The following is a 17,967-nucleotide window of genomic DNA, read 5'->3' as shown; positions in this document are numbered from 1 at the left end:
GCGCCTGCGGCCCGCATCCAGCATAAGCGACGAGCCGGTCATGGCCGCGGCTTCGGGTGCCAGCAGCATTTCCAGCGCCCAGGCCACCTGCGTGCCCGCGTGATTGCCCGGCTCATGGGCCTGCGTGCATAGCAGCCGCCGAGGATTTCCACCTTGCAGACGCCACCGCCACCGCCGCGGCAGCCCGTCGGGATGCCTTTGCGGCCCAGCGTGACGATGCCGTCCAGAATGGATTGCCCCGGGCTGCATCGCACCGTCTCGCTGGTCTCGAGAATGCTGATTTCGTACTGGTCCATGCCGCGCTCCCGGAATCCCGTGATCAACCTAGTGCGACCGAGTCTAGGCATGGCGCATGTGGCCGGCGGCATGGGGATCGCACTGGTGCCGCAGTCCGTCAGTGCACTCAAGGCGCCGGGCGTGGTGTATCTTCCCTTCAATGACGAGCCGTCGGCATATGTGGATCTGCGCTGCATGTTCAGACGGGGTGACCCGTCGTCCGTGCTCAAGGAGTTTCTCGCATCCATCCAGACGTTCCGTCAACGGGAATCGGCAAGCCAGTAGGACGCTGGAGAATTCGGGCTGCAGATGCGTGTTGTCCGCATTCGCGGTCGTGCAAGGGAACAGGAAAAGGGGAAACCCCATGGCAGAAAAGAAAGCCGTTCTGGTCATCGGCGCTGGCGACGCAACCGGTGGCGCCATTGCCAGGCGCTTTGCGCGCGAAGGCTATGTCGCCTGCGTCACGCGCCGCAGCGCGGACAAGCTGGCGCCACTCGTGGAGGAGATCCGCGCCGCGGGCGGCGAGGCCCACGGCTTTGGCAGCGACGCGCGCAAGGAAGAAGAAATGGTGGCCCTGGTGCAGAAGATCGAGGCCGAGATCGCTCCCATCGAGGCCGCCGTGTTCAACATCGGCGCCAACGTGCGCTACGGCATCACCGAGACCACGGCGCGCGTGTACTTCAAGGTGTGGGAGATGGCCTGCTTCGGCGGCTTTCTGATGGGCCGCGAGGTCGCCAAGGCCATGCTGCCGCGCGGCCGCGGCACCATCATCTTCACGGGGGCCACGGCCAGCCTGCGCGGGCGTGAAGGCTTCGCCGCCTTCGCCGGCGCCAAGCACGCGCTGCGCGCGCTGGCGCAGAGCATGGCGCGCGAGCTCTGGCCCAAGGGCATCCACGTGGCGCACCCGGTGATCGATGGCGCCATCGACACCGAGTTCATCCGAACCACCTTTCCCGAGCGCTATGCGATGAAGGACCAGGGTGGCATCGTCGATCCCGAGCACATCGCCGACCTTTACTGGAACCTGCACCAGCAGCCGCGCGACGCCTGGACGCACGAGACGGAGATCCGCCCCTGGATGGAGGCATGGTGACCAGCGCCTTCCAGCCCCTGCCAGCGCCCCTCGTTCGACCGTCCCGCATCTTTTGAGGAAACACCATGCATTCCAAGAACAAGAACGTTCAATTCCTGTTTGATTTCGGCAGCCCCAACGCCTACCTGTGCCACAAGGTCCTGCCGCAGCTGGAGGCCAGGATCGGCGCCCGGTTCGAGTACATCCCGGTTCTGCTCGGCGGGCTGTTCAAGATGGCCAACAACCGCTCGCCCGTCGAGGCCTACGCGCACATTCCCCACAAGCTTGCCTACGAGCATCTGGAAATGCAGCGCTTCGTGGACAAGCACGGGCTCACCGCCTTCCGGTTCAACCCCCATTTCCCGGTGAATACGCTGCAGATCATGCGCGGCGCGGTGGCGGCGCAGAAGCTGAACTGCTTTGCGCGCTACGTGGATGCGGTGTACGCCAGCATGTGGGAACGCGGATGCGCCATGGCGGACCCGCAGGTCATCGCCGCCGAACTGTCGGCGGCGGGGCTCGATGCGCCGGCCATCCTCGCGGCGAGCCAGGACGCCGATGTCAAGGAGCGTTTGCTGGCCAACACCCAGCAGGCCCATGAGCGCGGCGCTTTCGGCATTCCGACCTTCTTCGTCGGCGATGAGATGTTTTTCGGCAAGGATCGGTTGCGCCAGGTCGAGGAAGAAATCGTGCGATGACGGCGCAATTTGAGGCAAGATAAGGCATGACCCTGACTGAACTCAAGTACATCGTCGCCGTGGCGCGCGAGCGGCATTTCGGCCGCGCGGCCGAGGCCTGCTTCGTGGCGCAGCCCACGCTATCGGTGGCGGTGAAGAAGCTGGAGGAAGAGCTGGAAGTCAAGATTTTCGAGCGCAGCGCCGCCGATGTGACGCTGACCACGCTGGGCGAGGAAATCGTGCGCCAGGCGCAAAGCGTGCTGGAGCAGGCGGCATCCATCCGCGAGATCGCCAAGCGCGGCAAGGACCCGCTGGCCGGTGCGCTCACGCTCGGCATCATCTACACCATAGGCCCTTACCTGCTGCCCGAGCTGGTGCGCCAGTCGCTCAAGCGCACGCCGCAGATGCCCTTGATGCTGCAGGAGAACTTCACCGTCAAGCTGCTGGAGATGCTGCGCACCGGCGAGATCGATTGCGCCATCCTGGCCGAGCCCTTCCCCGATGCGGGCCTGGCGATCGCGCCGCTGTACGACGAGCCGTTTCTGGCCGCCGTGCCTTCAAGCCACCCGCTGGCCGAGCGTGAATCGGTTTCGGCGCTGGAGCTCAAGAACGAAACCATGCTGCTGCTGGGCACCGGCCATTGCTTTCGCGACCATGTGCTGGAAGTCTGCCCGGAATTTGCGCGCTACGCGACCAACGCGGAAGGCATACGCCGCACCTTCGAGGGTTCGTCGCTGGAGACCATCAAGCACATGGTCTCGGCCGGCATGGGCGTGACGCTGGTGCCGCGCCTGGCGGTGCCCGACGACGCGCTGTCCACCGTGCGCCGGCGCCGTTCGGACGAGCCCTTCATCCGTTATCTGCCCATCATCGAAGAGAGCGACGCCGCGCCGCCGAGCCGGCGCGTGGTGCTGGCCTGGCGGCGCAGCTTCACGCGCTACGAGGCGATTGCCGCGCTGCGCAACGCGGTGCACGCCTGCGATCTGCAAGGTGTGCAGATGCTCGGCGGATAGCGCCCGGGGCGCTGTCTCCTGCATTGCCGCAGGCTATCTCTGGCATTGGCACAATTCATCGCCAGAACACAGACAAATCAAGCGTTTGCAGCTATAGTTTTGCCATGGTCTCCGCGCGCTGCGGAGCTGCCAAACAGAAAGGAAATGCCATGGCCAAGACCAGCAAAACCGCCGCCGGCGGCATCGCCATCAACATCGGCATCAGCGAGAAAGACCGTGCCGCCGTCGCCCAGGGGCTCTCGCGCCTGCTGGCCGATACCTACACGCTCTACCTCACCACGCACAATTTCCACTGGAACGTGACGGGGCCGATGTTCAACACCCTGCACGCCATGTTCATGGTGCAGTACACCGAGCTGTGGAACGCGGTGGACCCGATCGCCGAGCGCATCCGCTCGCTTGGCCATGTGGCACCGGGCTCGTACGCTGCCTACGGCAAACTCGCCAGCGTCGCCGACGCCCCGGCCGAGCCGCCCAGGGCGCTGGAGATGGTGCGCATCCTGGTGCAGGGCCATGAAGCCGTGGCGCGCACCGCGCGCGGGCTGTTTGCGGCGGTGGAGAAGGCGGGCGACGAACCCACCGCCGATCTGCTGACCCAGCGCCTCACGGTGCATGAGCAGACGGCGTGGATGCTGCGTTCGCTGCTGCAAGAGTGACGGCCTGAAGCGTCGCCACCATGCCCGCCCGCGGCGGGCATTTTTGATGGCGCGACAATCGGCGCATGACGGATTCCACCCTTGCCGCCCCGCCGCAGCGCACCCGGCTTGCGCTTTACCTCGATCTGATCCGCTTCAACCGCCCGGCCGGCTGGCTGGTGCTGCTCTGGCCCACGCTGTCGGCGCTGTGGCTGGCGGCAGGCGGCTTTCCGGGCTGGCACCTGCTTGCCGTATTCGTTGCCGGCACCATCCTCATGCGCTCGGCGGGCTGCTGCGTCAACGACGTGGCGGACCGCGAGTTCGACCGGCATGTGAAGCGCACCGCCCGCCGCCCGGTCACCACCGGCGAGCTCGGCGCGCGCGAGGCGCTGGCCGTCGGCGCGGTGCTGGCCTTCATTGCCTTCTTGCTGGTGCTCACGACCAACGCCACGGCGATTGCGCTCTCGTTTCCGGCGCTGGCGATTGCCATTGCCTACCCCTACGCCAAGCGCCATGTTTCCATGCCGCAGGCGGTACTGGGCGTGGCCTTCAGCTTCGGTATTCCGATCGCGTTCGCGGCGGTGCAGAACCAGGTGCCGCTGGAAGGCTGGCTGCTGCTCGTGGGCAACCTGTTCTGGGTGCTGGCCTACGACACTGAGTACGCCATGGTGGACCGCGACGATGACCTCAGGATAGGCATGAAGACCTCGGCCATCACGCTCGGGCGCCTGGACGTGGCGGCGATCATGCTGTTTTACCTGTGCTATCTGGCCATATGGCTGTTTTTCGCCGCCAGCCATGCGCCGTCAGCTCTTCTTTACATAGCATTTGCGGTTGCCGCGGCACAGGCGCTGTGGCATTACACGCTGATCAGGGACCGCACGCGCGCAGGCTGCTTCGTCGCCTTCAGCCAGAACCACTGGCTGGGCGCGACGGTGTTCGCCGGGATTGCGCTGTCGCTGGCGTTCGGTTGATCAGGCGCCGAATTCGGCGGCCAGCTCACGGGCCCGCTGCTCGGCGGCCTTCATGGCGGCGATGAAATGCTCCGGCACCTGCGCCTGCTGCATCGAGGCGATGGCGGCATGCGTGGTGCCGCCCTTGCTGGTGACGCGCTGGCGCAGCGTGGCGGGTGATTCATCGGAGCGCAGGGCCAGCTCGGCCGCGCCGCGGAAGGTGGCCAGCGCCAGGCGCTGCGATTGCTCCGTGCTCAGCCCCATGGCCTGTCCGGCCTGGACCATGGCTTCAAGAAAGAAAAACACATAGGCCGGGCCGGAGCCGGAAAGCGCCGTCACCGCATCGAGCTGGCCTTCCTCCTGTACCCACAGCAGCTCGCCGGTGGAGCCCATCACGCGTTCGATCTGCGCCCTGTCGACCGTGCTCACTTGCGCGCGTGCAAACAGGCCGCTGATGCCCTGGCCGATCAGCGCCGGCATGTTGGGCATGGCGCGCACGATGCGGCCCGTGCCCAGCCAGCGCGCGATGCTGTCGGTGGCGATGCCGGCCGCCACGCTCAGGTGCAGCGCGGAGCGCACATGCGGCGCCACGGGTTCGGTGGCTTCGCGAAACACCTGCGGCTTGACGGCCCAGATCACCAGATCGGCATGCGCCAGCGTGGGGGCCGCGGCCACGGCATCGGCCGCCGCGCGGATGCCGAAGCGCTCCAGCAGCGCGGCGCGCGTGGCGTCGAAGGGCTCGATGACGGTGAGTTGCTCCGGGCTCACGCCCTGCTGCACCAGTCCGCCGATCAGTGCGCTGGCCATGTTGCCGCCGCCGATGAAGGCGATCAGGGGGTTGTGGGTGCCTGTGGTCATGGTGTTTCCTTTAAATGATAGCTGTCCGCGCTTGTCTGTATTGCACTGAAGCCATATTTGGTTCATGAAATAGGTGGCTGGAGCGCCGCCTGTGCCACCGCATGTTCCCAGCGCGCCATCAGGCTGCGGGCCTGCGTGCGCGGCATGGTTGGCTCAAAACGGCGCTCGACGCGCCACTGCGCGGCGATCTCGTCCGTGCCCTGGTAGAGGCCGGCCGCCAGTCCCGCCAGGCAGGCCGCGCCCCAGGCGGTGGTCTCCACGCAGGCGGGGCGCAGCACCGGGATGCCGAGCAGATCGGCCTGGAACTGCATCAGCAGGTCGTTCACGCAGGCGCCGCCATCGACGCGCAGCTCATGCACCGGCGCGCTCCCGGCTGCGGCGGCATCGCGCGCCATCGCCGCCAGCAGCGCCGCGCTCTGGTACGCGATGGATTCGAGCGCCGCACGCGCGATGTGCGCCAGCGTGCTGCCGCGCGTGAGGCCGGTGATGGTGCCGCGCGCGTCCGGTGCCCAGTACGGCGCGCCCAGGCCGGTGAAGGCGGGCACGAACACCACGCCGCCCGCGTCGGGCACGCTTTCGGCGAGCTGCTGCACCTCGCTGCTGGCCTTGATCGCATGCAGGCCGTCGCGCAGCCATTGCACCACCGCGCCGCCGATGAACACGCTGCCTTCCAGCGCGTACTGCGGCTGGGTGCCGGTCTGCGCTGCCGCCGTGGTGATGAGGCCATTGCTGGAGGGCTGGAACCGCTCTCCGGTGTGCATCAGCATGAAGCAGCCGGTGCCGTAGGTGTTCTTGGCCATGCCCGCCGAGGAGCAGGCCTGGCCGAACAGCGCCGCCTGCTGGTCGCCCGCCACGCCGCCGATGGCGACGGGTGCTCCCAGCAGCGCGGCATCGGTCTGGCCGAAATCGCCGCTGGAGGGCAGCACCTCGGGCAGCAGGCTGCGCGGGATGTCCAAGAGCGCCAGCAGCTCCTCGTCCCAGGTATTGGTGTGCACGTTGAAGAGCATGGTGCGGCTGGCGTTGCTCACGTCCGTGGCGTGGCGCCTGCCGGCGGTCAGGTTCCAGATGAGCCAGCTGTCCACCGTGCCAAAGGCGAGCTCGCCGCGCGCGGCCTGCGCGCGCGCGCCGGGGATGTGGTCCAGCAGCCAGCGCAGCTTGGTGGCGGAGAAATACGCGTCGATCACCAGCCCGGTCTTTCGCGCAATCCGCTCGGCATGGCCCTGCGCACGCAGCTGTTCGCACAGCGGCGCGGTGCGCCTGTCCTGCCAGACGATGGCATGGTGCAGCGGCTCGCCCGTCGCGCGGTGCCAGAGCACGGTGGTCTCGCGCTGGTTGGTGATGCCCATGCCCGTGATGTCCCGCGCCGACAGCCCCGCCTGGCGCAGCGCATCCTGCATGGTTGCGCGTTGGTCGCTCCAGATGCGCCCTGCGTCGTGCTCCACCCAGCCCGGCTGCGGGTAAATTTGCGGCAGCTCCCGCTGCGCCTGTGCGACGATGCGGCCTGCACGGTCAAACACGATGCTGCGCGAGCTGGAAGTACCCTGGTCCAGGGCCAGCAGATAACTCATGGCATGCAAGCATAGGGCAAGCGCGGATGCAGTCTTCAGGCAACGCAATGGATGGAGCACCGGTCGCCACCGATCGCGCGCAGTTGCTCGACCGGCTCGCCGATGCGCGCACCTGGGATCTGGCGGTGATCGGCGGCGGCGCCACCGGCCTGGGCGTGGCGCTGGATGCCGCGGCGCGGGGCTTTTCCGTCGTGCTGCTGGAGGCGCACGACTTCGCCAAGGGCACCTCATCGCGCGCCACCAAGCTTGCGCATGGCGGCGTGCGCTACCTGGCGCAGGGCAATATCCACCTGGTGCGCGAGGCGCTGCATGAGCGCACCACGCTGCTGCACAACGCATCCCACCTGGCGCAGCCGCTGGCCTTCGTCATGCCCGCCTACCACCTGTGGGAGGCGCCGTTCTATGGCGCGGGTCTCAAGGCCTACGACCTGCTGGCCGGCAGCGCCGGCCTGGGCGGCACCGAATTTCTCTCGCGCATGCGGGTTCTGCAGGCGCTTCCGGGCATCCGTGCCGAGGGGCTGCGCGGCGGCGTCAGGTATTGGGATGGACAGTTTGACGATGCGCGCCTGGCACTGGCGCTGGCGCGCACGGCCGCGCGCAGGGGCGCGCTGCTCCTCAACTACTGCCCGGTACGTGCCTTGCAGCACGAGGGCGGCAGGGTGCATGCGCTGATCTGCGAAGACGCGGAAAGCGTACGCAGTTTCACCGTGCGCGCCCGGGCGGTGGTCAACGCCGCCGGCGTGTGGGTGGACGAGGTGCGCGCCATGGATGCACGCTCCACCGGTGCCTCGCACGCCCCGCTGGTGGTGCCCAGCCAGGGTGTGCATCTGGTGCTGGAGCGTGAATTCCTGCCGTCGGACCACGCCTTGCTGGTGCCCAGGACCGCCGATGGCCGGGTGCTGTTTGCCGTGCCCTGGCTGGGCAAGGTGCTGGTGGGCACCACCGATACCGAGCGGCCGCAGGCCGAAATCGAGCCGCGCGCGCTGCCGCAGGAGGTTGCCTTCCTGCTGCGCGAATCGGCCAAGTACCTGCGCCGCGCGCCCCAGCCCGCGGACGTGCGCAGCTGCTGGGCGGGGCTGCGCCCGCTGGTGCGCCCGCAGGCCGCGGGTGTGCAGACGAGTGGCGTGAGCCGCGAGCACCATGTCTGGGTGGAAAAGAGCGGCCTGGTCACCGTCACCGGGGGCAAGTGGACGACCTACCGCGCGATGGCCGAGGATGTGCTCGAAAAATGCATGAGCAGTGGTTTGCTGGAGCGGCGCGCCGCAGGCGTGACGCGCGACTTGCCCCTCGTCGGTGCGCCGCGTGCACCGGTGCCCCGTCGCCTGTGCGACGCCCCCGGTTTGCACCTGTATGGCACCGAGGCGGATGCGGTGCAGGCGCTGCCCGGCAGCGGGCGTGAGCTGGCACCCGGGCTTACCGAGGCCATGGTGCGCTTTGCCGCGCGCTTCGAATACGCGCGCACGGTGGAGGATATGCTTGCGAGGCGATCCCGCTGGCTTTTTCTGGATACGGCGCTGGCCGCACGCGCCGCCCCCGCAGTGGCCCAGGTGCTGCGTGAAGAGCTGGCGCGCGATCCGCAACTGCGGGCTTTTGAGCAGTTGCTTGCACGCTACGCGCTTTCGGCGTAGAAAATGGCGTATGTCGAGGCAGCCGGCCGTGCATAGGGAAGTGACCGGCTGCAAACTCCATGCCACTATGATGTACAACTAGTATATTTATGGCATATTAATACCGAGGCAATCTGGAGGCATCTCATGTCCAAAACAGCTCACCCACCCTATACCCGTCTGACCGAGCCGCTGGTGCGCGATGGCGGTGTTCTGCGTCCTGCCTCCTGGGACGAGGCGCTGGATCGTGCGGCGGAGGGCTTCAGGCGCAACCGCGAAGCCCGCGGCCCCGATGCGTTCGGCATGTTCTCGTGCTCGCGCGCGACCAACGAGCTGAACTTCATCACGCAGAAATTCGCACGCGCGGTGATGGGCAGCAACAACATCGATTCCTGCAATCGAACGTGACACGCACCCAGCGTCGCCGGTCTGGTGACGGTATTTGGTGCCGGGGGCGGCACCTCCTCCTATCGGGAGATCGAGGACGCGGATCTGATCGTCTTCTGGGGCTCCAATGCCCGGGAGGCGCATCCGATCTTCTTCCACCACGCCCTCAAGGGCATCCACAAGGGCGCCAAGGTCTATTCCGTCGATCCGCGCCGCTCCAAGACGGCGGAGTGGGCGGATACCTGGCTGGGGCTGGATGTCGGCACCGACATCGCGCTCGCCTACGGCGTGGGCCGCGAAATCATCCGCGCCGGTCTGGTGAACGAGGCCTTCGTGGCCAATGCGACGACGGGTTTTGAGGAATACGTGGCGGCCTGCGAGCCGTGGACCCTGGAAGTCACCGCGCGCGAGACGGGCGTGCCTGCCGAGCTGATCCGCGAACTGGCGCACGACTACGCCAAGGCCGAGCGTGCGCAGCTGTGCTGGACCCTGGGCATCACCGAGCACCACAACGGCACGGACAACGTGCGGGCGCTGTGCAACCTTGCGCTGCTCACCGGCCAGGTCGGCCGCTGGGGCGCGGGTCTGGTGCCGGTGCGCGGCCAGAACAACGTGCAGGGCGGCGGCGACATGGGCGCCATCCCCAAGAATCTGCCGGGCTTTCAGGATGTAGCCAACTCCGGGCACCGCGCCAAGTTCGAGCGCATGTGGGGCGTCACGCTGCCGACGAGCGAAGGCCTGACGGTCTCGGAAATGATGGAGGCGATGGACGAAGGGCACATCACCAGTCTCTACGTCGTGGGCGAGAATCCGGCGCAGTCCGATGCCGATACCGCCGCCGTGACCAGGCGCCTGGAAAACCTCGATCACCTCGTGGTGCAGGACATCTTTCTCACCAAAACCGCGTCCTATGCCGATGTGGTGCTGCCGGCCTCGGCAATGTGGTGCGAGAGCGATGGCACCTTCACCAACAGCGAGCGGCGCGTGCAGCTGGTGCGCAAGGCGCTGCAGCCGCCAGGGCAGGCCAAGGACGACATCGAGATCCTGCGGCTGCTGGCGGCGCGCATGGGACACATCTGGCCGGTGCAGACGGGCGAGCAGGTGTGGAATGAGCTGCGTGCGCTTTCGCCCGCGCACCATGGCATGACATGGAAGCTGCTGGCCGAGCGCGGCGGTGTGCAATGGCCCTTCCCCGACGAAGAGGGGCCTGAAACCCCGTTCCTGCACGCCCGGCTGTGGGAGACAGACCCGCAAAAACGCGGGCGTCCGGCGCCGTTTGGCATCATCGAACACCGCCTGCCGGTCGACAAACTGGATGAGGACTATCCGCTGCGCCTGACGACGGGCAGGCGGCTCACGGACTACAACACGGGCGTGCAATCCGGTGGCTTCAATTCGCCCATCCGCTTTGGCGGCTGCGTGGATATGTCGCCGGAGGATATGGCCCGCATGGGCATGGCCGAGGATGAGGTGGTGCGCGTGACATCGCGCCGCGGCTCGGTGCTGGCGCCGGTGCGCCGTGATCCGGGCCTGCGCCCGGGGCTGCTCTTCATGGCCTGCAATTTCCCCGACGACGTGGACGTCAACGCGCTCACCATCGAGGCGCATGATCCGATCGCCAAGACGGCTGAATTCAAGGCCACGGCGGTCAGGGTGGAAAAAACCCAGGAGACCCGGCCCGCAAACTGGCGCGCGCGGGCGAGCGCCGATCACGAGGTGCGCAGTGGCGAGTTGGCAACGGCGAAATAGGAAGGACGATCCGTGGATTTGAAGTTTTCCAGCGCAGAGCCATTTGCGGAGGAGCGTGAGGCCATAGACCGGCGACTGGGCGGCCCTGGCGACGGTGGCTGGCATGGCGGCGAGCGTGACGAGCAAGACCATCGCCGCGCGCACACGGGCCGGGAACGCGCGCGCCGGCATCTGGTGCTGGAGGCCTTGCATGCGGTGAACGACCGCACGGGCTGGATCAGCCCCGGGGCACTCAACTACATCGGCAAGCGCCTGCATGTGGCGCCAGCCGATGTTTACAGCGTGGCGACGTTCTACGGGCTGTTCTCCACCAGCCCGCGCCCCAGGCGCATCGCGCATGTCTGTACCGACATCGCCTGCATGGCGCGCGGGTCCAGGGAGCTGTGCAGCGGGCTCGAGCAGCGGCTGGGCCATGCGGGGGCGCATTCCGGCTGGAAACCCAGCCCCTGTCTTGGCGCCTGCGAGCGTGCGCCGGTGGCGCTGGCGGTGGAGGCGGGTGATCCGCCGCACGAGCACCTCATCGGTGCCGCCAGCGCGGATGACATCGTGCGCGCGCTGCAGCAAGGCCCGCAGACCTTGTCGGCCGAAGTGCCGCCCAGCGTGGCCGTGCCGCAGGCGGGCGAGGCCGGGTTGATGCTGCTCGGGCGCATCGGCAAGGTGAACCCGGAAAGCCTGGAAGACTATCTCGCGGCAGGCGGGTACGAGGGGCTCAAACGAGCCTTTGCGATGGGTGCGGGGCAGGTGGTTGCCGAAGTCAAGGCGTCCCGCCTCATGGGGCGCGGCGGGGCGGCGTTTCCGACGGGTGTCAAGTGGGAAAGCACGGCCAGGCAGAGCGCGGCGCCGCGCTACCTCGTCTGCAATGCGGACGAGAGCGAGCCCGGCACCTTCAAGGACAGGGTGCTGCTGGAAGGCGACCCCTTTGCGCTCATCGAAGCCATGACGATCGCTGGCTTTGCCATCGGCGCCGAGCGCGGCTACATCTACCTGCGTGGAGAATACCCGCGCTCGTTCCGCATGCTGAGCAACGCCATTGCCAAGGCGCGCGAGCGGGGATTTTTGGGAGCGGACATCCTGGAGGCCGGCTTTGGTTTCGATATCGAAATCCGGCGCGGCGCAGGCGCCTACATCTGCGGCGAAGAGACGGCGATCTTCAACTCCATCGAAGGCTATCGCGGCGAGCCGCGCACCAAACCACCTTTCCCCTTTGAGCACGGGCTTTTCGGTCGGCCGACGGTGGTGAACAACGTCGAGACGCTCTGCAACATCCCGCTCATCCTGCAGCGGGGTGGCGCGCAGTACGCCCGCATCGGCACGCAGGATTCCACCGGTCCGAAGCTGTTTTGCGTGTCGGGCAATGTGGTGCGCCCCGGCGTGTATGAGGTGCCGTTCGGCGCGACGCTGGGCGAGGTGATCGCGCTGGCGGGCGGGCTGCCCCAAGGCCGCACGCTGCAGGCGGTGTTGCTGGGTGGCGCCGCCGGCGGCTTCGTGCGTGCGGATGAACTGCACATTCCGCTCACCTTTGAAGGCGCCCGCGCCCACCAAACCACGCTGGGCTCCGGTGTCGTGCTGGCGTTTGACGATACCGTGGAGTTGCCGGGAATTCTGCTGCGCATCGCCAGCTTCTTTCGCGACGAATCCTGCGGTCAGTGCGTGCCCTGCCGCGTCGGTACGGTGCGTCAGGAAGAGGCGCTGCTGCGCATCCTGCACAGCCGCCGGGGCGATGGCGCGCAGGAGCGCGATATCGCATTGCTGCGCGACGTTGGCCAGGTGATGAAGGACGCTTCGATCTGCGGTCTCGGGCAGGCCGCCTGGAACGCCATCGAGTCGGCGATCGATCGCCTCGGCACGCTGAAGGAGGCGGCATGAATGCAATCGACACAGGCATGACAGCCGAGACGCACAAGGCTGTGCAGATGGTGACGATTACCGTGGACGGTGCGCCCGTGAGCGTGCCCGAAGGCAGCACCCTTCTTGCCGCCTGCAACGCCGCCCGCAAGGAAACGCCCACCCTCTGCTGGGGCGATACGCTCACGCCCAAGAACGCCTGCCGCGTCTGCATGGTCGAGGTCAAGGGCGCGCGCGTGCTGGTGCCTTCCTGCTCGCGCAAGGTCGAGCCCGGCATGGAGGTGCTGACCGACAGCGAGCGCGTGCGCCACAGCCGCCGCATGGTGCTGGAGCTGCTGGGCTCTTCGGTGGACCTGTCCACCACGCCGGGCATTGACGGATGGATGCAGCGCTACGAAGCCGATCCTGAGCGCCATGGCGCGCCGGCGGGCGAGAGCCTGCAGCGCGACGTGCACCAGCCGGGCGAGCACCACCTGGGCGATGGCAGCGTGGCGGCGACCATGGCCCAGCCCGACAAGGTGGACAACGACCTTTTCGTGCGCCAGTACAGCAAGTGCATCCTCTGCTACAAGTGCGTGGATGCCTGTGGCCCTCAGTGGCAAAACAGCTTCGCGATCCAGATCGCCGGGCGCGGGTTCGATTCGCAGATTTCCACCGAATTTGCGGTTGATCTGCCCGATTCCGCCTGCGTTTTCTGCGGCAACTGCGTGGAGGTCTGCCCCACGGGTGCGCTGTCGTTCAAGTCCGAATACGACATGCGCGCTGCAGATACCTGGGATGAATCCCGTCAGACGCAGACCACCACGGTATGCACCTACTGCGGCGTGGGCTGCAACGTGACGCTGCATGTGCAGGACAACGAGATCGTCAAGGTCACCTCGCCCCATGACCATTCCATCGGACATGGCAATCTGTGCATCAAGGGGCGGTTCGGCTTTCAGCACGTGCAAAGCCGCAAAAAGGAGGACGGCGGGAACGGCCGCTGACGGGCCGGGCGCATTGACTACTGCGCCGGCGTCTCGCGCCGCACTTCGCGGTGGTCGTCATCCACCCGCCGGGTGAGCCCTTTTCTGTCCAGGTACTCCAGCAAGGGAATCGCCACGCGGCGCGAAGTGACCAGCGCCTGCCGCGCCTGGCTGGTGGTAAAGGGCTGCGGCAGCTGCGCGAGTATCCGTATCGCCAGCCGCGGTGCAGCGGGCAGCAGGACCACACCACCCGGAAAGCGCAGCACCCGCTGTGCGCGCTCGGCAGCGGCGAGTTCGCGGGCGCCCAGGGCAAGGGCAGTCAGTTCATCGGCTCTGGGGGCGTTGAATGGCTGCGCTGTCAGCCGTGCCTCCAAAGTGCCCATCGCGGTTTCGGCTCGGCCCAGATGGACGCGGACGCGTGGCTGCCGGATGTGACCTTCGTTCAGTTCCAGCCCGGCGTCATGCACCAGCTGAGCGATGAAGGGCGCGGCGCACGGCGCGAGCGCCGATTGCACGGCCCCTTCGGAGACACCCCGCGTGAGCGGGTCGCGCCGCTCGTCTTCTTCCACCAACGCGCGCAGCTGCTGCGCCCATGCTTCGTACGCTGGCTGGTGCACCCACCAGCGGCCCAGCACGCGTACCTGCGATGGCGGTGCGGCGCCGGCATCAGCCAGGCCCAGGCGTTGCAGTTCCTCCACTGCCACGGCGCCCCGTTCGGCGACCTTGGTCCGCACGTCGCCCGCGGCAGGCATGGTGGCGAGAGCGAACGCACGCCGGTTTCCGTCACCGCGGCGCAGCAGCGCTGGAGGGGCTGGATCGATCACGTCGACGCCGCCCACCACCCGATGCCGGCCGGGGTCGCGCAGCAGCAGCCGGTCGCCCACGGCAAGCGGCAACGGCCAGGCGAGGGTGATGCGGGCATGATCGCCACCGAAGCCGCGCAACCGCGCCGGGATGGCGGCCGTACCGATGTGCGCGACGAGCTGCACAGGCGCGGCATCCAGTGCAGCGCCGCAGATGCGGCGCACGTCAACCGCCGTAGCCATGTGCCAGACGCCAGGCGCGATCAAGGCTTGGCCACGACGCACCTCTGTCGCGGCAACACCGCGCAGATTGACCGCTGCCCGGCTCACCGGATATAAAGCTCCAGTGGCGGTCTCGCGTGACTCCAGGCCACGGATAGTCACCTCCCGTGGCGATCGCTCCTGGCTCGTCAGCCACAGCGACTCGCCCCTTGTCAGTGTGCCGGCGGTCAACGTTCCGGTGGCCACCGTGCCTGCTCCTGAAATGCTGAATCCGCGGTCAATCCACAGCCGCAGCCGACCTGCAAGGTCTGGGGCGGGCACTGCCGCGAGAACCTGGTCGAGTGCCCGCTTGAGCTCGTCCAGTCCGCTGCCCAGCAGGGCAGATACGGCGACGGCCGGGGCGTCGCGTAAGCCCGTGTGTGCAAACTCGCTGCGTGCGCGCCCTATGGTTGAAGCCACCAGGTCGGGCGCGCGATCGGCTTTGGTGACGACGACCAGCCCATGACGGATGCCGAGCGCGGCAATGGCATCGCGGTGCTCGCCAGACTGGGCCGACCAGCCTTCGTCGGCCGCCACCACGAAGCATACGGCGGGCGCCGTGGCCAGTCCGGCGATGGCGTTGCCGATGAAGCGCCCGTGGCCAGGTACGTCCACAAACGATATTTCGCGGCCCGACGGCAGCGTCGTCCACGCAAAACCGAGGTCTATGGTGAGGCCGCGCGCACGCTCCTGCTCCCGGCGGTCGGTCTCCATCCCGGTCAGTGCATGGACCAGGGTGCTCTTGCCGTGGTCCACATGGCCAGCCGTGGCCACGACATGCGTCGTCATGTCCGGTGGCACGGGTGGATGATTGCTATGGCGGGCTGCGCAAGCGTCCGGTGAGACTTCGAGGTCATTGGTCTGAGATCGTAAATACGTTCTGAGGCCTGGAATGGCGGCGGCTGGCGGAGGCGGACGGGAATCGAACCCGCCAGACCGAGATGCTCGGCCTCACCGGTTTTGAAGACCGGGGGGGCCACCAGGCGCCCACACACCTCCACGCTCGTGCTGATACTAGCATCGTGCTGCCACCCGCGCACCGTCAAATCGCTGATTCCATTGGAACAGGCGACCTTCTGTGTACGCTGATTGCGCAATGCGCGTGGCTCGCCGTGCACACGTTTGTGCAAGATGCCTTGACTAGCTTGCCAAAAATAGGTCATAATGCTTAGCTTCGCCGTTCATGGCGGAGTGAATTTAGCCCTGCGAAAGCAACTGGCGCCCTGAATTTGCAGGGCGGCTGGTACGGGTCCAAGACTGATCCGGCTCGGTTTGAGCTGGTTGCAAGTTGGGAATATTGCAATGATCCAGACTGAATCTCGTTTAGAGGTTGCCGACAACACCGGCGCCAAGACCGTGCAGTGCATCAAGGTGCTCGGCGGTTCCAAGCGTCGTTATGCGAGTGTGGGCGACATCATCAAGGTGACTGTGAAGGAGGCCGCGCCGCGTGGCCGCGTCAAGAAGGGCGAGGTCTACAGCGCCGTGGTGGTGCGTACCGCCAAGGGCATCCGCCGTGGCGATGGCGCGCTTGTCAAGTTTGATGGCAATGCGGCGGTGTTGCTCAATGCCAAGCTTGAGCCTATCGGCACCCGCATCTTCGGCCCGGTCACGCGTGAACTGCGGACCGAGCGCTTCATGAAGATCGTTTCGCTGGCCCCCGAGGTCATCTAAGGGAAAGAGGCAGGTAATGAACAAGCTTCGCAAAGGCGATTCGGTCATTGTGCTGACCGGCCGCGACAAGGGCAAGCGTGGCACCGTCACGCTGCGCAAGGATGAGACGCATCTCGTCATCGAGGGTGTGAACATGGTCAAGAAGCATGTCAAACCCAACCCGATGAAGGGCACTACGGGTGGCATTGTCGAGAAGGCCATGCCGATCCACCAGTCCAATATCGCCATTTTCAACGCGCAGACCGGCAAGGCCGATCGCGTGGGTGTCAAGACGCAGGATGGCGGCAAGCGCGTGCGCATCTACAAGTCCACCGGCGCCGAAATCGCCACCGCCTGAGGTAAACACAGATGGCACGACTGCAAAAACTCTACCGCGAAAAAATCGCGGGCGAACTCAAGGAAAAATTCAGCTACAGCTCCATCATGGAGGTGCCGCGCCTGACCAAGATCACGCTCAATATGGGTGTGGGCGAAGCGGTGGCGGACAAGAAGGTGATGGACAACGCCGTGGCCGACCTTACGAAAATCGCAGGCCAGAAGCCTGTGGTGACCAAGGCTCGAAAAGCCATCGCCGGTTTCAAAATCCGCGAGGGTCAGGCGATTGGCTGCATGGTCACGCTGCGCGGTGTGCGCATGTACGAATTCCTGGATCGTTTCGTCACCGTGGCGCTGCCGCGCGTGCGCGATTTCCGTGGTATTTCGGGGCGTGCTTTTGATGGCCGGGGTAACTACAACATCGGTGTCAAGGAGCAGATCATTTTCCCGGAAGTCGAGTACGACAAGGTGGATGCGCTGCGTGGTCTGAACGTCAGTATCACCACCACCGCCAAGACCGACGACGAGTGCAAGGCGTTGCTCGCGGCGTTCCGTTTTCCCTTCAAGAACTGAGGTAGCGCATGGCCAAAAAAAGTTTGATCGAGCGCGAACTCAAGCGCGAAAAGCTGGCTGCGAAATATGCCGCCAAATACGCTGAACTCAAGGCGATTGCCAACGACGCCAAGCGTCCTGACGGAGAGCGCGATGCGGCCCGCCTGGGTCTGCAAAAGCTCCCGCGCAACGCCAATCCCACGCGCCAGCGCAACCGTTGCGAGATGACGGGTCGCCCGCGTGGAACCTTCCGTCAATTCGGTCTTGGCCGCGCCAAGGTGCGCGAAATGGCCTTTGCCGGTGACATTCCTGGTGTCACCAAGGCTAGCTGGTAAGAGCGAGCAGGAGATTTGAATCATGAGCATGAGTGATCCCATTGCTGACCTGCTGACTCGCATCCGCAATGCCCAGATGGTTGCCAAGACCACGGTGTCGGCCCCCGCTTCCAAGGTGAAAGTGGCCATCGCCCAGGTGTTGAAGGACGAGGGCTACATCGACGGTTTCCAAGTCAAAAGCGAAGGTGGCAAGTCTGAACTTGAAATCGCCTTGAAGTACTACGCCGGTCGCCCCGTGATCGAGCGAATCGAACGTGTGAGCCGCCCTGGTCTGCGCGTTTACAAGGGTAGCGGTGCCATTCCGCAGGTCATGAATGGTCTGGGGGTGGCCATTGTCACCACCCCCAAGGGTGTGATGACTGACCGCAAGGCGCGCGCCAGCGGCGTGGGCGGCGAAGTGCTGTGCTACGTCGCCTGAGCGTCGA

The 17,967-nt window shown here is 66.3% G+C and carries 19 protein-coding genes and 1 tRNA gene; 15 read left to right on the top strand and 5 right to left on the bottom strand.

The window, feature by feature from the left end:
- Positions 1 to 38: 38 nt before the first annotated feature.
- Positions 39 to 296, bottom strand: coding sequence for a 2Fe-2S iron-sulfur cluster binding domain-containing protein (locus K320_RS0110775; RefSeq protein ID WP_024538846.1), 258 nt, complete (start codon positions 294 to 296; stop codon positions 39 to 41).
- On the opposite strand from K320_RS0110775, the gene K320_RS19230 reads away from it, so the two are divergent.
- The 6 genes from K320_RS19230 to ubiA all read left to right on the top strand — a co-directional run bounded on the left by K320_RS19230 (position 193) and on the right by ubiA (position 4,647).
- Positions 193 to 561: a LysR substrate-binding domain-containing protein gene (locus tag K320_RS19230; protein WP_156913947.1), complete on the top strand. Its 369-nt coding sequence runs from the start codon at positions 193 to 195 to the stop codon at positions 559 to 561. The genes K320_RS0110775 and K320_RS19230 overlap by 104 nt on opposite strands.
- Before the next feature lie 79 nt (positions 562 to 640).
- The gene (locus K320_RS0110765) at positions 641 to 1,369 is read left to right on the top strand and encodes an SDR family oxidoreductase (RefSeq protein ID WP_024538844.1); all 729 of its coding nucleotides are present in this window, start codon (positions 641 to 643) and stop codon (positions 1,367 to 1,369) included.
- A gap of 65 nt (positions 1,370 to 1,434) precedes the next feature.
- Entirely contained in the window at positions 1,435 to 2,046 is a 612-nt protein-coding gene (locus K320_RS0110760; RefSeq protein WP_024538843.1) for a 2-hydroxychromene-2-carboxylate isomerase, read from the top strand.
- Between the two features lie 26 nt (positions 2,047 to 2,072).
- The gene (locus K320_RS0110755) at positions 2,073 to 3,038 is read left to right on the top strand and encodes a LysR substrate-binding domain-containing protein (RefSeq protein ID WP_024538842.1); all 966 of its coding nucleotides are present in this window, start codon (positions 2,073 to 2,075) and stop codon (positions 3,036 to 3,038) included.
- A gap of 149 nt (positions 3,039 to 3,187) precedes the next feature.
- On the top strand, positions 3,188 to 3,694 hold the full coding sequence (locus K320_RS0110750; protein WP_024538841.1) for a Dps family protein: 507 nt from the start codon (positions 3,188 to 3,190) through the stop codon (positions 3,692 to 3,694).
- 65 nt (positions 3,695 to 3,759) lie between these two features.
- Entirely contained in the window at positions 3,760 to 4,647 is an 888-nt protein-coding gene (ubiA, locus tag K320_RS0110745) for a 4-hydroxybenzoate octaprenyltransferase (protein ID WP_024538840.1), read from the top strand.
- On the opposite strand, the gene proC is transcribed toward ubiA, so the two are convergent.
- Together proC and glpK are read right to left on the bottom strand one after the other, a co-directional pair.
- Complete coding sequence (proC, locus tag K320_RS0110740; RefSeq protein WP_024538839.1) at positions 4,648 to 5,484, bottom strand: pyrroline-5-carboxylate reductase; 837 nt, start codon at positions 5,482 to 5,484, stop codon at positions 4,648 to 4,650.
- Between the two features lie 62 nt (positions 5,485 to 5,546).
- Complete coding sequence (gene glpK / locus K320_RS0110735) at positions 5,547 to 7,052, bottom strand: glycerol kinase GlpK (protein WP_024538838.1); 1,506 nt, start codon at positions 7,050 to 7,052, stop codon at positions 5,547 to 5,549.
- Positions 7,053 to 7,099: 47 nt separating this feature from the next.
- Here glpK and K320_RS0110730 point away from each other — a divergent pair, with 47 nt between their 5' ends.
- The 4 genes from K320_RS0110730 to K320_RS0110710 all read left to right on the top strand — a co-directional run bounded on the left by K320_RS0110730 (position 7,100) and on the right by K320_RS0110710 (position 13,626).
- The gene (locus K320_RS0110730) at positions 7,100 to 8,680 is read left to right on the top strand and encodes a glycerol-3-phosphate dehydrogenase/oxidase (protein ID WP_024538837.1); all 1,581 of its coding nucleotides are present in this window, start codon (positions 7,100 to 7,102) and stop codon (positions 8,678 to 8,680) included.
- A gap of 126 nt (positions 8,681 to 8,806) precedes the next feature.
- Positions 8,807 to 10,795, top strand: coding sequence for a molybdopterin oxidoreductase family protein (locus K320_RS0110720; RefSeq protein ID WP_084301240.1), 1,989 nt, complete (start codon positions 8,807 to 8,809; stop codon positions 10,793 to 10,795).
- A gap of 12 nt (positions 10,796 to 10,807) precedes the next feature.
- On the top strand, positions 10,808 to 12,661 hold the full coding sequence (locus tag K320_RS0110715; protein ID WP_024538834.1) for an NAD(P)H-dependent oxidoreductase subunit E: 1,854 nt from the start codon (positions 10,808 to 10,810) through the stop codon (positions 12,659 to 12,661).
- Positions 12,658 to 13,626 (top strand): 2Fe-2S iron-sulfur cluster-binding protein, encoded by a 969-nt coding sequence (locus K320_RS0110710; protein WP_211236111.1) that lies wholly within the window; start codon positions 12,658 to 12,660, stop codon positions 13,624 to 13,626. The genes K320_RS0110715 and K320_RS0110710 overlap by 4 nt, the downstream gene beginning before the upstream one ends.
- Before the next feature lie 17 nt (positions 13,627 to 13,643).
- Here K320_RS0110710 and selB read toward each other — a convergent pair whose 3' ends face one another.
- Both selB and K320_RS0110700 read right to left on the bottom strand, forming a co-directional pair.
- The gene (gene selB / locus K320_RS0110705) at positions 13,644 to 15,458 is read right to left on the bottom strand and encodes a selenocysteine-specific translation elongation factor (protein ID WP_024538832.1); all 1,815 of its coding nucleotides are present in this window, start codon (positions 15,456 to 15,458) and stop codon (positions 13,644 to 13,646) included.
- 114 nt (positions 15,459 to 15,572) lie between these two features.
- A tRNA-Sec gene (locus K320_RS0110700) sits at positions 15,573 to 15,668 on the bottom strand.
- Between the two features lie 303 nt (positions 15,669 to 15,971).
- Between K320_RS0110700 and rplN the strand changes: the two genes are divergently transcribed.
- The 5 genes from rplN to rpsH are packed head-to-tail and all read left to right on the top strand — an operon-like array spanning position 15,972 to position 17,960.
- Entirely contained in the window at positions 15,972 to 16,340 is a 369-nt protein-coding gene (rplN, locus tag K320_RS0110695; RefSeq protein WP_024538831.1) for a 50S ribosomal protein L14, read from the top strand.
- A 16-nt stretch (positions 16,341 to 16,356) separates the two neighbouring features.
- The gene (gene rplX, locus K320_RS0110690; RefSeq protein WP_024538830.1) at positions 16,357 to 16,677 is read left to right on the top strand and encodes a 50S ribosomal protein L24; all 321 of its coding nucleotides are present in this window, start codon (positions 16,357 to 16,359) and stop codon (positions 16,675 to 16,677) included.
- Positions 16,678 to 16,688: 11 nt separating this feature from the next.
- Positions 16,689 to 17,228, top strand: coding sequence for a 50S ribosomal protein L5 (gene rplE, locus K320_RS0110685; protein ID WP_024538829.1), 540 nt, complete (start codon positions 16,689 to 16,691; stop codon positions 17,226 to 17,228).
- Between the two features lie 8 nt (positions 17,229 to 17,236).
- Positions 17,237 to 17,542, top strand: a complete 306-nt coding sequence (gene rpsN / locus K320_RS0110680; RefSeq protein ID WP_024538828.1) for a 30S ribosomal protein S14 — start codon at positions 17,237 to 17,239, stop codon at positions 17,540 to 17,542.
- A gap of 22 nt (positions 17,543 to 17,564) precedes the next feature.
- Positions 17,565 to 17,960 carry a 30S ribosomal protein S8 gene (gene rpsH / locus K320_RS0110675; protein ID WP_024538827.1) on the top strand — a complete coding sequence of 132 codons (396 nt, stop codon included), beginning with the start codon at positions 17,565 to 17,567 and terminating at the stop codon, positions 17,958 to 17,960.
- Positions 17,961 to 17,967: the final 7 nt, after the last annotated feature.

Source organism: Comamonas badia DSM 17552, assembly GCF_000484635.1.
Lineage (GTDB): Bacteria > Pseudomonadota > Gammaproteobacteria > Burkholderiales > Burkholderiaceae_C > Comamonas_C > Comamonas_C badia.
The sequence above is the reverse complement of the archived record's forward strand: the minus strand, read 5'-3'. Positions and strand labels throughout refer to the sequence as shown.

Excerpts from the sequence above, each read along its gene's own strand:
- K320_RS0110760 (WP_024538843.1), top strand. The coding sequence starts at position 1,435 with ATGCATTCCAAGAACAAGAACGTTCAATTCCTGTTTGATTTCGGCAGC.
- selB (WP_024538832.1), bottom strand. The coding sequence starts at position 15,458 with ATGACGACGCATGTCGTGGCCACGGCTGGCCATGTGGACCACGGCAAG.
- K320_RS0110775 (WP_024538846.1), bottom strand. The coding sequence starts at position 296 with ATGGACCAGTACGAAATCAGCATTCTCGAGACCAGCGAGACGGTGCGA.
- glpK (WP_024538838.1), bottom strand. The coding sequence starts at position 7,052 with ATGAGTTATCTGCTGGCCCTGGACCAGGGTACTTCCAGCTCGCGCAGC.
- K320_RS19230 (WP_156913947.1), top strand. The coding sequence starts at position 193 with ATGCCTTTGCGGCCCAGCGTGACGATGCCGTCCAGAATGGATTGCCCC.
- proC (WP_024538839.1), bottom strand. The coding sequence starts at position 5,484 with ATGACCACAGGCACCCACAACCCCCTGATCGCCTTCATCGGCGGCGGC.
- rplE (WP_024538829.1), top strand. The coding sequence starts at position 16,689 with ATGGCACGACTGCAAAAACTCTACCGCGAAAAAATCGCGGGCGAACTC.
- K320_RS0110730 (WP_024538837.1), top strand. The coding sequence starts at position 7,100 with ATGGATGGAGCACCGGTCGCCACCGATCGCGCGCAGTTGCTCGACCGG.
- K320_RS0110755 (WP_024538842.1), top strand. The coding sequence starts at position 2,073 with ATGACCCTGACTGAACTCAAGTACATCGTCGCCGTGGCGCGCGAGCGG.
- ubiA (WP_024538840.1), top strand. The coding sequence starts at position 3,760 with ATGACGGATTCCACCCTTGCCGCCCCGCCGCAGCGCACCCGGCTTGCG.
- rplN (WP_024538831.1), top strand. The coding sequence starts at position 15,972 with ATGATCCAGACTGAATCTCGTTTAGAGGTTGCCGACAACACCGGCGCC.
- rpsH (WP_024538827.1), top strand. The coding sequence starts at position 17,565 with ATGAGCATGAGTGATCCCATTGCTGACCTGCTGACTCGCATCCGCAAT.
- K320_RS0110750 (WP_024538841.1), top strand. The coding sequence starts at position 3,188 with ATGGCCAAGACCAGCAAAACCGCCGCCGGCGGCATCGCCATCAACATC.
- rplX (WP_024538830.1), top strand. The coding sequence starts at position 16,357 with ATGAACAAGCTTCGCAAAGGCGATTCGGTCATTGTGCTGACCGGCCGC.
- K320_RS0110710 (WP_211236111.1), top strand. The coding sequence starts at position 12,658 with ATGAATGCAATCGACACAGGCATGACAGCCGAGACGCACAAGGCTGTG.
- K320_RS0110765 (WP_024538844.1), top strand. The coding sequence starts at position 641 with ATGGCAGAAAAGAAAGCCGTTCTGGTCATCGGCGCTGGCGACGCAACC.
- rpsN (WP_024538828.1), top strand. The coding sequence starts at position 17,237 with ATGGCCAAAAAAAGTTTGATCGAGCGCGAACTCAAGCGCGAAAAGCTG.